Here is a 13195-nt window from a genome sequence, read left to right on the forward strand (position 1 = left end):
ACCAGCGGGATCAGCAGGAAGGTGTACGCCGTGCGCGTCTGGTGCCGCCGCATCGATCCACCCCCACGCTCGGGGGGCGACACTCTCGTCGTCATGAACGTTCCCAGTCAGGGATGAATCTGATCATCTATACCTCTGAAGTTTGGAATCAAGGAAGCACCCAAAGTGTTCCGCGCCTCCACCCCCTCCCGCATTTGCTCCGGGCAGTGGGGCGGACACGCGGGCAGGTGGGCTTATTTGTAGTAGCTGTTCAGGATCTTCTGTTCGTCAGCGGCGGCCTGCTTGACCGCGTCGGCCGGCTTGGCCCCCTTGAGCAGCACCGTGTTGATCGCGTCCACCCAGGCCTTGCGCTGTCCCGCCTCGTCCACGAACACCGTTGAGGAGGCGTAGGGCAGACTGGCGATGAACGGTCCGTACACCGGATTCTTGAGAAGGTTGGGATCGGCGGCCAGACTGCGGCTGGCGGGAATCTCCCCAACATTATCCAGCCAGTAGCGCTGCGTCTCAGCGCTGGTGAGGAATTTGATGAACTTGACGGCGGCGTCAAGTTTCTCGCCCTTGGCGTTCTTGGTAATGCCGTTGACCCAGTACGAACCGAAATTGTCCTTTTCATTGGGGTTGCTGGCGAGCACGGGCAGTGGCGCCACGCCCCAGTCGAACTTCGCGCCGTCCTTGATGGTGTTGATGGCGAATGAGCCGTCGATGATCATGCCGACCTTGCCCGCGATAAAGGCGTCGCGGTAGCTGTTGTTGCCGGGGAAGAAGTTCGGCACCCCCAGCTTGTATTTGGTTTGCAGATCGGTGTAGAAGGTCATGGCCTTGGTGCCCGCTGCGCTGTCGTAGGTGACGGTCTTGCCATCCTTGCCGTAGGGCTGGCCGCCGAATTGGCGCACCAGCACTTCACGCAGCACGTGGTAGTCCTGGCCGTCAGGCTGGATGCCGAAGCCCAGCGTGGTGTAGCGGGGCGGTGCGCCCTTGACAATTTTCTGCCCAGCGGCAATGAAATCTTCCCAGGTGCGGGGGGGCTGGGCAATCCCGGCCTGCTTGAAGAGGTCCTTGTTGTAAAACAGGGCCAGCGTGCGGACAGCGGTGGGCAGGGCGTAGTACTTGCCGTCCATCTTGGAGGTTTTCACCATGGGCGCGTAGGTACTGTCGATGGTGGCCGTCGGGAAATCCTTGGCCGGGAGGGGTTGCAGGTAACCGGCGTCCACATACTGCGGCAGCCAGCCGTAATACAGGTTCACCACATCGGGACCCTGTCCCGCCGGGACGCTGGAGGCCACCTTCTGGCTGTAGGCATCGTAGGGGAAGGTTTCCTGCTTGATCTTGATGTCGGGGTTGGCAGCCTCGAACTTCTTGATTAGGTCATTCATGGCGCTGACTTTGCTGGCATAGTCGTACTGCCAGTACGTCAGCGTGACTGGGGCGGCGGAGGCGGAGGCGAGAGACAGGCCGAGGGCCAGCGTCAGTAGTTTCTTCATGGAACTCCTGTTGTTCACCGACATGAAAAGGAAGGGAAGGGGAGGACTTACTTGCCCAGCGTCACGCGCGGCCACAGGTACGGTAGCGCCTGCTTGCCGCCCCACGAGAACGAGGCCCACGCCAGCCCGCTCTGGCTGATGTTCGCGCCCACGCGGGCGTCTGCCTGATCACCGTCATACATCACCAGGTTCAGGCCAATCGTGTCGCCGGGTTTGGGCACCTTGGGCATGGCTGCCCAGGGCAGACGGAACTCAATGGTGTAGCCGCCGTCCACCTTCTTGGACGCCACTTGCATGCCGGGGGCCGTTTCCTCCATCACGCCCTGATTGGCGTCGGCGTCGCGGAAGCCGCGCGCACCGAAGCCCTGCGTGGTGCAGGGGAAGGCGGCGGCCTGCATGGTAGTGCCGGTGTCGCGGCTGCTGCCGCTGGGGTCCACCGTCACGCCAATCGCGTCCGAGCGCAACTGGGCCTTGATGTCGTCTGGGGCGATGTTACAGGCCACCAACTCGTCCTTGACATTCATGCCCACGTAGAGATAGGTGTCGTCGTAGCCGAGCTTGAAGCTGGCGCTGGCGTCCGCCGCATTGTCAGGTTTGGCCCGCCACCACAGGTTCTCCGGCCCGATCTCACCGTTGGCTCCAGCCCCCATGTCAGCCAGATCGCCGTCAATGGTGGGCGCCTTGCTCAGGCGCGGGATGGTCAGGGTGGGCAGCACATAGGCGTTGGCCGTGTCTGTGAAGTTGCCGGTGCTGAGGCTGACCGGCAGCAGCGCACTCTGGCGTCCGGCGGGCAGCGCGGCGGCGACGGCTTCCATCTGCAAGGTCAATGTCTTGCTCTGACCGGCGGCCAGCTGGTAACTGGTGTCGCCCGACAGCGTGATGCCTGTGGGCAGCTTCAGATCCAGCTTGCCGTTCACGGCGGCCTTGCTGCGGTTGGTCACGGTCACATTCACCGGGGTCTTCTGACCCAGGGCCAGGGCAAGGCGGGTAGGCAGCGAGCCGATGACCCAGTCGGTGCCGGTCTGCCGCGCGAAGTCCTGGTACGCCGCCACGTCGAACGTGGGGGCGAACGTGGCGACGACAGCAGGCAGCGGGCGCACGAAGTTGTCGGCGCGGCCCGTGATGGCCTGCCCGTCCTGCTGGGCACGGTAGCTGCTAATCACCTCACTGCGCTCGGCGGCAGCTCCCGCCGGGGCCGTGACTTGGAAGGTAGCGCTGGCCGTCTCGCCGGGCTTGAGGGTTTTGGCTGCCGGGGCCGCCGACACCGTCCAGCCTGTTGGGGCGTTCAGCGCCAGGGTTACGCCGGTCATGGGCTGATCGGTGGTGTTGGTCAGTTTGACCGTAACAGGAGTGGCCTGTCCCGCACCGATGTCGTAGGCGCTGGGCTGCACTTCCAGCCTCACCCCGGCAGGCGAGGAACCGCTGGGCGTCAGCGCTCCACTCAGCAGCGAGGTTTCCTGGGCAGGTGTGGGCACGCGCGAGGCCACCAGCATGAACGATTCGGGGCTGGCCGTCTTGGCGGGCAAGGACGAGAAGGTGTCCCAGCCCTGCGAGCGGTAGTTGTACTGCGCGATGTTTTTGAGGTCCGCATAGCGAATCCGGGCGGTGCGCGACACATCGTCTGTGGGAATCTTGACGGTGGCGTCTTCAGCGTTGTTGGGGTAGTAGTACAGCTTCAGGGGAGTGAAGGGCTCGATGCCTTCCTTGAGCTGCTCGGGACAGAACGCCGGATCACCCGCCGAGTTGTAGGCCAGTGTGGCGGTGCGGGCGGCCTGCTGGTGCTGACCGTGCGTGCCGGGGCCAGGCCACATGGTCACGATCACTTCTGGGCGGCGGATGCGGACCAACCGGACCACGTCGCACACGAAGGCGGGTCCCCCCCATTTTTCAAGCGTTTCCTCGGCGGACAGCGTGAAGTAGAAGTCGCGCAGGCCCAGAAAATGTGGGCTGTCCACGCCCAGCATCGCCAGCGAGCGGCGTTCCTCTTCCTGGCGGATTAGGCCCAGGGCGGGACCAGTTTCACGACCAGTGGCATTGCCGCCGCCCTCACCCCCCGTGAGGGTGACCACCGTGCCCTTGTAGCCGCCGTCCAGCAGGTAGCGGGCCAGTATGCCGCCCACGCCGCCGTCGTCGTCGGGGTGGGCGCCGATGAACATCAGGTCCACATCCATCAGGTCCATGCCGCTGACGGTGCCGCCGTAAGAACCGGGACCAGTGTGGGCGGGCGCGGGGGCGGCGGGTGCCGGCGTGGTCTGCGCGCTGGCAGCGCCGACGAGGAGGGAGAGGAGCAGGGCGGACCAACAACGTTTCTTCATAACGGACCTCCTTCAAGGTGCGTGCGGGCGGCTGCAAAACGGGTGGTGAGGCTGTCGTGGTGACTGGTATCGGTACCCAGGCGTTCGTGGGCCGCCGTGATTTCCCCGGCCATGACCGAGGGGGCGGGGCCGCCAAAGGTGGTGCGACGGGCGATGAATTCCGCTGGGTTCAGGGCACTTTGCACCTCGGTCTGGGGCAGGTTCAGGCCCACCGCCTCAAGATCGGCGGCGGTCAGGGCGCTGACGGTGCGGCCCTGACTGTGCAGGTGTGCCAGCAGCGCCTTGACGTGGGCGTGCGCGTCCCGGAACCCGCACCCCGTATTACGGGCGATCACGTCGGCCAACTCGGTGACCACCGATTCGCCCTGCTGCGCCTCCCGCAGCCATTCCTCCCGGTTGAGGACCGGGTTGGTCAGCGAGGTGATGAGCAATTCCAGGCCGTCGCGGAAGTCGTGCCACATGCTGGTCAGCGGCGGCTGCATGTCCGGGCCGGGATCGTTGATGTCCCCAAAGGGCACGTTGTGGCTGGAAATGATGACGCTCTGCGTCACGCCGATGGCTTTACTGAACTTGGTCCGGGCGTGTTCCAACGCCACCGGGTTGCGTTTCTGCGGCATCACGCTGCTACCCTGCACCAGCCCGTCCTCCAGCGACAGCAGCCCGCGTGAGGCCCAGAACAGCAGGTCGTACAGCACCCGCGACAGCGTGGTAGAGACCACCGTGATCACACTGGCGATTTCCACCTGCCAGTCGCTGGCGCTCACGGCGTCGTAGGTGTTCTCGATCGGCCGATCAAAGGCCAGCAGCGCCGCCGTGCGCGTCCGGTCAATTGGAAAGCTGGTGCCGCCCAGCGCCACCGCGCCCATCGGGCTGAGGTTCAGGTGGGTCATGGCGCACTGCATTCGCACGGTGTCGCGCGCCAGTACGTTCTCCACCGCCGTCAGGTAGTGCGCCAGCGTGGTGGGCTGGGCGGGCTGGTGATGGGTGTACGCCACGATCACGGTGTCGATCTCACGGGCGGCGAGATTCAACAGGGTGCGCCGCAGCCGCAGCACCCGCTCCATGGCCCGCATCAGGCGCAGACGGGCGCTCAGGCGGTAGATGGTCATGTCCAGGTCGTTGCGCGACAGTGCCGTCCGGAGTGCCCCTGCCGCATCGCTATCCCGGGTCGCCAGTTCGCGGTCCAGCGTGAAGAACACATCTTCGACGCTGGGGTCGTAAGCCGGGAAGGGCTGACGGCGAAGCTCGCGCAGCAAGCGGGCGGCCTCGTCCGCGTGCGCCACGCCGCAGCCGCTCAGCATCAGGGCGTGGGCGCTCAGGGCATCGAAGAGGTGGGGCAGCAGATGCTCGCTGGCATAGTCGTAATCGGGTTGCAGAACGGTTTTCAAGTACGTGTCATGCCACATCGGTGTTGTCTCCCCCCAGGTCTTCCACGCGCGCCAGAAGATGTCCGTGAGCCTGTTCACGGGCCAGCAGCGCCGCGCCGCGCAGCACCATGTCATCCACATCCGGGATCAGGTGGGTGGTGATTGACAGGTCCAGCAACTCGCTCAATTTTTCCTGCAGGGCGAAGGCTCGATCCTGTGGCAGGCCCAACACCACATGTTGCAGGTCCAGGGTATGTACCAGCCCGGCCAGCATGAACGCCGTGGCCTCCAGACGCTCGGAGCTGGGCAGACCTTCCAACGGCGCCGCGCCGTGCGGGGTGGGCCAGCGCGCGCGGCCAATCTCTCCGGCGCGGCCATGCATCCCCCGGTAGAGCTGACCGTTCAGCAGCAGACCCATGCCCGTGCCGCTGGGCCGCTCAATCAGGACAGCCACGTGACTCCAGCTGGGAGTCTCGCGGGTGGCCGCCAGCGCGACGAGATTCGCGTCGTTCGCAAAGGCGTACGTCACTCCAGCGTTTTCCAGAAACAGGGTGACCTGCTGCACGTCCAGGTGATAGGTCACATTGGGTTCCCGGACGCGTCCCTGTGGATCAACCGGTGCCGGAAGCCCGATCAGGACGTGTCTGAGTGGCCCGTGAACGCACTCGACAAGGGCCTGGCCGATCACGTCCAGCAGGGTCTTTGTGAGATCAGCTTCGGCGCAGCGGCAAGCCCTCGTTTCGGCTTCCCTCCCGGCCAGACTGCCCAGATGTGCGTGAAGCTCGGTGGGCTGAAGATCGATGGCCAGGACCGTTCCAACCTGTGGTTGTAGTTCCACCCGGTGGGGGGTGCGCCCCACGCCCTGGTCGGGCGAGATGGACAGTCGGGCAATCCCATGATTGAGCAGTTCCTGCACCACCACATTGACGGTGACTTTGGAGAGCCCGGTCCGGTCGGCCAGTTGTGGACGGGTCAGGCCGGCCTCCATAAACAGCAATTGTGTGATGGCACGGCGATTGAGACGCCGGAGCTCACGCGGCTGACCCATTACATCTCCTAAATAAGAAACTTTCTTAACGATTGGAGGCCACTGTACAGGCAGTCTTTTAAAAAAGCAATGCGCTTTCTTGTGGCAGGGCCAAAGCTTTAGCTGAGCTAATGGCGCCCTCATCTGGGAGTCCTCCTGGTGGAGGCTGTCTACGGTAAGCGTTGTTTGGATACAAACTGCCCACTCATTGCAGAAGATTGGAAAGATCTGAATCCCCAAAATCTAGTCCCCAGTCGACCTGGTTACCCACCATGCGCTGCCGCTTGGCCCGGTACATCCGAGCGTCGGCCAGCGACAGCCACTCGTCGAGGTCCCTGCCCGGCGGCAGCGCTAGGCCCCCCTGCAGGCAGATCGGGCCGGGGCCGGGGGGCCAGTCGGCAGCGCGCAGGGCGTGGGTCAGGCGCGTGGTCAGGTCCTTCAGGCGTGTCCCCGGCTCCCAGACCAAAAGGGCGAATTCGTCGCCGCTCAGGCGGAATGCGGCGTCCGGCGCGGGGAATACCTGCGCTAGAATGCGTCCCACGGTCGCCAGCACCAGATCGCCCGTCGTGTGTCCGAACCTATCGTTGACCTGCTTGAATTCGTGGACGTCGAGCATGATCAGCCCCAGCTCTCGCCCCTGTTGGCGGGCCTTTTCCAGGCAGAGCGGCACATCGTGGTAAAAGGCGCGGCGGTTGTGCAAGCCCGTGAGGGTGTCGGTCCGGGTCAGACGTTTCATCTCCTCACGTAGGGCCGCGTTCTCCAGCGCAATGGAGACATGCTGTGCCAGAAGCTGTAAAAACTCCAGATCAGTATTGTCGAAGGCATTCAACGCATAGCTCTGGATGGACAGCACGCCTGCCCGCTCGCCCCTGACTTCCAGCGGTACGCACAGCATCGACAGCGCAGTCTGCTGCGGTTGCTCAGCATGGTCGTCAAAGTCCAGGAGCACCCCGTCGTGGCCCACCAGCCGCTGGGCGCAGGAGGGGTGTTCCTTCAGGTACGCGAAGATGTCAGGCACGAACAGAGCCTGGCCGTGCAGCACGCTCTCGACAATGCCATCCGGGCAAAATGGGATGGCATGGGTGTAGCGCCGCTCTCGCTCGTACATTTCCCATAACCAGGCGCCGTCGGTCTGCCGCAACGCCAGTAGCGTGATCTGAGCCGGAAAGAGGTTGCCGACCTGCTGGTGGACCGCCTGCACCACTGCCTCCACCTCGTGGCTGCTGCGGGCCAGGGAGGCCAGCACCTGGATCAGGTGGTGATAGCGGACGAGCAAGGTTGTCTCGGGTCTCGGCATGGGCAAACTCCAGGGTTCGATATCGGGACACAGACCAAGAGCGGGCCAGGTCAGCCGGGCTCTATTGTGCACGGACCTTCCATCATGACGATATTCGCGTCTTGCACGTCATATCTCAATATCGGCTTAATGAGAGAGGGCCTGATGCACGCCGATCACCTGCACGAACAATTGGGTCAACTCAGGATCGAAATGCCTCCCCGCCTGCGCCTCAATCTCGGCCAGGGCCGCGCGGGGGGACCACGCCGCCTTGTAGGGCCGCTCGCTGGTGAGGGCGTTATACACGTCACAGAGCGCGAACAGCCGGCCCGCCAGACTGATCTCATGGCCCGCCTTGTCCGCCGGATAGCCCTGGCCGTCCCAGCGTTCGTGGTGATCGGCCACCACTTCCAGCGCCGCCTGCGGCAGAAAGCCTAGCGTCTGGGCGAAGCGCAGTCCCTCAAGGACATGGGAGCGCATCACCGCCCATTCGTAGGCGTCCAGTGAACCGGGCTTGAGCAGGACCGTGTCGGGAATGGCGATTTTCCCGATGTCGTGCAAGTACGCGCCCCAGCGCAGCGCCCGGGCCAGACGCAGGGCCAGGGCGGTCACCCGGTCCGTATGGCCCTTGGTCTCACCGTCACGGACCTCGAGCGCCAGACCCATGGCCGCAGGGTGGCCTCGCGTGCGTCGCTGGCCTGCTCGTCGGCAGCTAGGCGGCCGGCCAGCCTAGCCAATAGTCCCGGTCACCAGACTGAAGATGGCTGCCTCCTCAGTGCTCCAGACGTGCGGCGTGGCGGTGTACATCAGGAAAGCGCCCAGCAGTTCGCCGTCCCTGGCGTGCACCGGCGAGGCGGCCATGCTGGCGACGCCCACCTCATGGAAGCCCAGGGTCTCGCAGGGAATGGTGGTGTCGTCGAAGAACAGAAGGCCGGGACTGACCTCCAGAGCCCATATGCTAGGGGTCCATAGCGGCAGGCCCTGAAACACGACGTCCTGCACGCTGGGCGTCTGTGGTATCTGACCCCAGGTGGCGCGCACCTGGTAACTCTGATCCTGGACGCAGGTCACCTGGACATTGGCCGCGCCCACGGCGGCGGTGCGGGTGACGAGGTACTCCAGGGTGGGGTCACGCTCTGCACCAACGTGCTGGCAGAGAACACCAGTTGGGTCAGGTCCAGCACGGACTGGGCCACCACGGTACGCACGTTTCCATCTGAAGTCAGATTGAGAGTGTGGTCAACGGTTATCGGGCTGGGAACATGCGCCAAGCAGCGTCCGGAGCCCCTTTCACGGCTCTCACAGCGCGACTGTCCAAAGTATGAAGTTGAAAGGGCGGTCGGCTGACAGGATGTGGGGCAGTCTGCTGGACCGTCCCATCAAGGTCAGCTCCAATATCGTTCGCGTGATCTATGCAGCCAATCCTTCGAACCTGTCTATCTGCGCCGTGGAAAGGCTTCACTGGGACGTGTTGCGCGATTCGACTTGGTCAACAGTCAATCTTCTTCGGTTAGCGTTGCCAGCCCTTTCGACGCCGTGTCGCGCAGACTGAAGCTCAGATGGGGGGTCAATTCGGTTTCGTCGGGGTTGATCTCGATGACCGTGCCGCCGCGTTCGAGCGTCTCGAAGGCCAGCCCTGCCGCCGGGTACACCACGCCGCTGGTGCCAATGACTAAAGCCACGTCGGCAGCGGCGAAAGCATCGGCTGACGCCTGCAGCGCCTGTTCGGGCAGGAATTCACCAAACCACACGATGTTGGGGCGCATCCTCCCGCCACATCTGGAGCAGACGGGCGGCGGAGTGAAGTCCTGCGGGGAGGGCAGGTCTTCGATGTGGCCGCAGACCTCGCAGCGGGCGGTGGTCAGGTTGCCATGCAGTTCCACCAGCCGCTCGCTTCCCGCGCGGGCGTGCAGACCATCCACATTCTGCGTGGCCAGAAAAAAGCCGTCCGCCTTCTGACGTTCCAGCTGCGCCAGCAACGTATGCCCGGTGTTTGGTGTGGCGGCCATCACGTCGCGGTAACGGCCCGCGTACCACTCCCAGACCAGGGCGGGATCGCGGAAATACGCCTCCGGACTGGCCAGGTCCTCGGGTTTAAAACGTGCCCAGTGTCCGGTCTGCGCGTCGCGGAAGGTGGGAATGCCGCTCTCGGCACTGATGCCCGCTCCCGTGAGGACGGCCACGCGCCGGGCGTCGGACAGGGCGGCTCGGGCCTGAGACAGGTTCATGGCTGAAGTCTAACGGTCCGCCGTCCCGACCGCCTCAGCGCTCAGCCGCAGGTTTCGCGCAGGTAACCGCTCATTGTCGCGCCGGCGAGATTCCGGTCCTTTTTAAGGGCATTAACGCCAAGTTGGGCCATCAGCGTGCAGTTCAGGGCTGCCCCACGGCGGTATTCCACGTTCAGGGCCAGCTTGCCCCGGCGGGTGTATTCAGCGATCGCACCGCACTCGTTGAACGGCTGGCATTCTTCGTTCAGGATGCCGTCAAACTTCTCCACCATCATTCTGCCGGTGCGGTCCTTGAGCAGAATCTTGTCGGGACCGTTTTTCTGGAATACAGCCAGTCCCAGAGCGTGCGCCTGATCGGCGACCCAACCGTTGAAGTCGATCTGCTGCTGGGTGGTGATCAGTCCCCCGCGAACATTCTCGTCGTTTTGCAGGTTGTCCGGCTCCAGCGCGTCGAAGCCCTTGTCCCGGCACATTCTCATGCGGTCGGTCAGGATGCCGGCCAGCACCGAGTTGGGCCTGAAGACGTCCGTGACATCCAGGAAGTATTCTGCTGGCCAGTCGGGGTCCTGCTGAATTTTGAGGTAAGCCGGGTAGCGCTCAGAATCGGGGCGGCCCGGTTCGTAACTGCCCGCATCGATGTAACAGACCGTGTACACGCCCAGCCTCCTGAGTTCCGCGATCCTGGCTGCCGAGACCTCGAAGCCGTCGAGATCAATCAGCTTGACGTCTGGGGCCACCCTGATGTCAGTGTCGCTGGACGCCCCGATCTGCCAGTCCCACGCCACCTCGCCCGCAGGCGGCAGCTTGATCGTGCTGGCGCTGTCGGCCGGTCCCGTGGCCTGTTCCGGCAAGCGCACGGCAGGAACTGAGGGGGGAGCGGGCTGGGCCACCATGTTCCCCGAAACAGGTGAAACGCTCTGCCCACAGGCGGTCAGAACGATGGACAGGGCCAGCACTCCTGGAAAAGGGTTTCGCATGGTCAGCCTCGGCTTGCGGGGGATTCGTGTTGGAGGTTGGGGGCCTGCACCGACCGGATTTCAGGCGCGGGTCATTCGTTCAACCCCCCAAAGCTACTGGAGCGCTTCTGACAGGAAATTGACCTGGCAAGCAAACGAGCCGCATAAAGACCCCGCGTCTGGAATCCCTGAGTTATGGGGCTGGCTGGAGCGGTCCTGACCTTCTGCTATGCCTGCTACCCTTACCCTATGAGGCGAGTGAATTGAGGTGTGGCGCTTGAGGCTGGTGGTGGGGGTCTCCGGCGGCAGCGGCATTCCTTACGCGCGGGCGGTATTGCGGGCGCTGCATGACCTGAGGGTGGAAACCCATCTGGTGGTCAGCAGCGGCGCGAAACGGGTGATGGGTGCCGAGGGCGGGCCGCAACTGACTGACCTGACCGTGCACGCGGCTCATGTCCACGACGATCGCGATCTGGCCGCCAGCATCGCGAGTGGCTCGTACCGCACCGACGGCATGCTGGTCATTCCGTGCAGTGCGGGCACCCTGGCCAAAATCGCCCACGGCTTTGCCGACAATCTGCTGTCGCGGGCCGCGCACGTGACCCTCAAGGAGCGCCGTCCCCTCGTGCTGGTCCTGCGCGAGGACCCGCTGCCCCGGCCCACGCTGCAGAACATGCTGGCCGCCCACGACGCAGGGGCCACCGTCATGACGGCCAGCCCCGGCTTCTACCACGCGCCAAAAGACGTGGACGAACTGCTGCATTTCGTGACTGCCCGCGTGCTCGACCAGTTTGGCCTGGAGACGGGCGGCTTCCGGCGCTGGCGCGAGGACGGGTCTTGACCCGTGCGTGTCTGCTGTCGGGCACCACGGCGGCCCTGATTCCTGCTGCAGGCAACGGCACCCGCCTGGGCCTGGGTCACAAGGCGTTTGTGGAGGTGGGCGGTCTGTCCCTGCTGGCCCGCAGCGTCGCCGCCCTGGCCCCACACGTGGACGAGGTGCTGGTGGCCCTGCCGGACGGCACGGAGCTGCCCCCTGGCCTGGACGCCCGCGCCATCGGCGGCGGTGAGACCCGCCAGGAGAGTGTGCGTCGCCTGCTGCGCGCAACTGTGGCGGACACCGTGCTGATCCACGACGCCGCCCGCCCTTTCCTGTCCGCCGACATCATTTACGCACTGCTAGAGGCCGTGGCGGAAACGGGAGCGGCGACGGTGGCCCTCCCGATGGCCGACAGTCTGGTCAATGCTGAGGAGAGCGATATGTGGGGTGCCGCGGTCTCACGCGAGGGGATATGGGCGGTGCAGACACCGCAGGGCTTTCGCCGCGAACTGCTGCTCCGGGCACACGCTCAGGCTGCTGCCGACGGTTACGCCGCCACCGACGACGCCGGACTGGTGGCGCGGCAAGGTCTGGTGGTGCGGCTGGTGCGCGGCGACGCCCGGCTGTTCAAGGTCACCACGCCCGGCGATCTGGCGCTGGCCCAGGGGTTGGCCCAGATGTGGGACGCCCAGGTGGGCGAGAGTAACGGCCCAGCATGAAGGCTTTACGGAACGTGGCCTTTCCTCGGTCGTTCCTTAGGCCCCATGTGGAATGCTGGGGGGCGTGAGCCTCACCCACAGTGTCCTGCCCCACAAGACCTATCTGGCCCCGGCCAAGGTCAATCTCGGCCTCAGCGTGCGCGACTCGCGCGCCGATGGCTATCATGAACTGCACACGCTGATTGTGCCGCTCTCGGTAGGAGACGACCTGGACATCGCTCCGGCGGACACCCTGACGCTGGAGGTGCAGTCGGTCAATGGGCTGGACGTGGACCTGCCCAACGATGACCGTAATCTGGTCTACCGCGCCGCCCGCGCCTACCTGGACGCGGCGGGGGTGGAGGCGGGCGCGGCCATCACCCTGCACAAGCGCCTGCCGCTGGCCTCCGGTCTGGGCGGTGGCAGCAGCGACGCGGCCACCACGCTGATGGCGCTGGCGCGACTGTATCCCTCCGCCGTCTCGCTGCCCGAACTGGCGCTGAGCCTGGGTGCGGACGTGCCGTTTTTTCTGCTGGGGCAGGCCGCCGTCGCAGAGGGCGTCGGCGAACTGCTGGTGACTGTGCCGGTTCCCCGCACCGCCCTGGTCCTGGTCAATCCGGGCGTGGAGGTCAGTGCTCGCGACGCCTACGCCTGGCTGGACGACGAGGAGAGCTTTACCCCGGCCCTGGACGTGGGCGCGATCCTGGCCGCGCTGGGCGGCGAGCGTGACGTGCCGTACCACAATGCGCTGCAGGACTGTGTCAGCGCCCGCCACACTCCCGTGCGGGAAGCCCTGGAGGCGCTGTCGGATGCGGGGCTGCGCTCTCCACTGATGAGCGGCTCGGGCAGCACCTGCTTTGCGCTCGCTTTCAATGATGAACAGGCCTACGACGCCGCGCGGGCCATTGCCTCGGCGCATCCGGAGTGGTGGGTTCAGGCCGCCCAGACGCTGTAGAGCTGCTGCTGGGTTGCTCTGCTGTACCACTGCTCTTGTTGGAGTTCATGCACAAAGCCCCCTTTCCATGCAGAG

Annotated in this window: 12 protein-coding genes; 3 read left to right on the top strand and 9 right to left on the bottom strand. The window is 64.8% G+C overall.

The window, feature by feature from the left end; translation table 11 throughout:
• Positions 1-233: 233 nt before the first annotated feature.
• The 9 genes from HNQ08_RS06810 to HNQ08_RS06850 form a co-directional block, all read right to left on the bottom strand.
• On the bottom strand, positions 234-1481 hold the full coding sequence (locus HNQ08_RS06810) for an extracellular solute-binding protein (RefSeq protein WP_184129001.1): 1248 nt from the start codon (positions 1479-1481) through the stop codon (positions 234-236).
• A gap of 47 nt (positions 1482-1528) precedes the next feature.
• Positions 1529-3796, bottom strand: a complete 2268-nt coding sequence (locus HNQ08_RS06815; RefSeq protein WP_184129004.1) for a sugar-binding protein — start codon at positions 3794-3796, stop codon at positions 1529-1531.
• Positions 3793-5184, bottom strand: a complete 1392-nt coding sequence (locus HNQ08_RS06820) for an argininosuccinate lyase (protein ID WP_229790011.1) — start codon at positions 5182-5184, stop codon at positions 3793-3795. The genes HNQ08_RS06815 and HNQ08_RS06820 overlap by 4 nt, the downstream gene beginning before the upstream one ends.
• 7 nt (positions 5185-5191) lie before the next feature.
• Positions 5192-6211, bottom strand: coding sequence for an ROK family transcriptional regulator (locus HNQ08_RS06825; RefSeq protein WP_184129008.1), 1020 nt, complete (start codon positions 6209-6211; stop codon positions 5192-5194).
• Between the two features lie 184 nt (positions 6212-6395).
• On the bottom strand, positions 6396-7487 hold the full coding sequence (locus tag HNQ08_RS06830) for a sensor domain-containing diguanylate cyclase (protein WP_184129010.1): 1092 nt from the start codon (positions 7485-7487) through the stop codon (positions 6396-6398).
• A gap of 126 nt (positions 7488-7613) precedes the next feature.
• Complete coding sequence (locus HNQ08_RS06835; protein WP_184129012.1) at positions 7614-8132, bottom strand: HD-GYP domain-containing protein; 519 nt, start codon at positions 8130-8132, stop codon at positions 7614-7616.
• Positions 8133-8195: 63 nt separating this feature from the next.
• On the bottom strand, positions 8196-8507 hold the full coding sequence (locus HNQ08_RS06840) for a GAF domain-containing protein (protein ID WP_184129015.1): 312 nt from the start codon (positions 8505-8507) through the stop codon (positions 8196-8198).
• Between the two features lie 455 nt (positions 8508-8962).
• The gene (locus HNQ08_RS06845; RefSeq protein ID WP_184129018.1) at positions 8963-9694 is read right to left on the bottom strand and encodes an SIR2 family NAD-dependent protein deacylase; all 732 of its coding nucleotides are present in this window, start codon (positions 9692-9694) and stop codon (positions 8963-8965) included.
• A 41-nt stretch (positions 9695-9735) separates the two neighbouring features.
• Positions 9736-10671, bottom strand: coding sequence for an endo alpha-1,4 polygalactosaminidase (locus tag HNQ08_RS06850; protein ID WP_184129021.1), 936 nt, complete (start codon positions 10669-10671; stop codon positions 9736-9738).
• A 256-nt stretch (positions 10672-10927) separates the two neighbouring features.
• Between HNQ08_RS06850 and HNQ08_RS06855 the strand changes: the two genes are divergently transcribed.
• The 3 genes from HNQ08_RS06855 to HNQ08_RS06865 all read left to right on the top strand — a co-directional run bounded on the left by HNQ08_RS06855 (position 10928) and on the right by HNQ08_RS06865 (position 13120).
• Positions 10928-11491, top strand: a complete 564-nt coding sequence (locus tag HNQ08_RS06855) for a UbiX family flavin prenyltransferase (RefSeq protein WP_184130246.1) — start codon at positions 10928-10930, stop codon at positions 11489-11491.
• Positions 11488-12186: a 2-C-methyl-D-erythritol 4-phosphate cytidylyltransferase gene (gene ispD / locus HNQ08_RS06860; protein ID WP_184129024.1), complete on the top strand. Its 699-nt coding sequence runs from the start codon at positions 11488-11490 to the stop codon at positions 12184-12186. The genes HNQ08_RS06855 and ispD overlap by 4 nt, the downstream gene beginning before the upstream one ends.
• 64 nt (positions 12187-12250) lie before the next feature.
• Positions 12251-13120, top strand: a complete 870-nt coding sequence (locus tag HNQ08_RS06865; RefSeq protein ID WP_229790010.1) for a 4-(cytidine 5'-diphospho)-2-C-methyl-D-erythritol kinase — start codon at positions 12251-12253, stop codon at positions 13118-13120.
• Positions 13121-13195 lie beyond the last annotated feature (75 nt).

The sequence above is a fragment of the Deinococcus humi genome (assembly GCF_014201875.1).
GTDB lineage: Bacteria > Deinococcota > Deinococci > Deinococcales > Deinococcaceae > Deinococcus > Deinococcus humi.

Coding starts and splice junctions, on each gene's coding strand:
- HNQ08_RS06810 (WP_184129001.1), bottom strand. CDS start 1,481: ATGAAGAAACTACTGACGCTGGCCCTCGGCCTGTCTCTCGCCTCCGCC.
- HNQ08_RS06815 (WP_184129004.1), bottom strand. CDS start 3,796: ATGAAGAAACGTTGTTGGTCCGCCCTGCTCCTCTCCCTCCTCGTCGGC.
- HNQ08_RS06825 (WP_184129008.1), bottom strand. CDS start 6,211: ATGGGTCAGCCGCGTGAGCTCCGGCGTCTCAATCGCCGTGCCATCACA.
- HNQ08_RS06830 (WP_184129010.1), bottom strand. CDS start 7,487: ATGCCGAGACCCGAGACAACCTTGCTCGTCCGCTATCACCACCTGATC.
- HNQ08_RS06835 (WP_184129012.1), bottom strand. CDS start 8,132: ATGGGTCTGGCGCTCGAGGTCCGTGACGGTGAGACCAAGGGCCATACG.
- HNQ08_RS06845 (WP_184129018.1), bottom strand. CDS start 9,694: ATGAACCTGTCTCAGGCCCGAGCCGCCCTGTCCGACGCCCGGCGCGTG.
- HNQ08_RS06850 (WP_184129021.1), bottom strand. CDS start 10,671: ATGCGAAACCCTTTTCCAGGAGTGCTGGCCCTGTCCATCGTTCTGACC.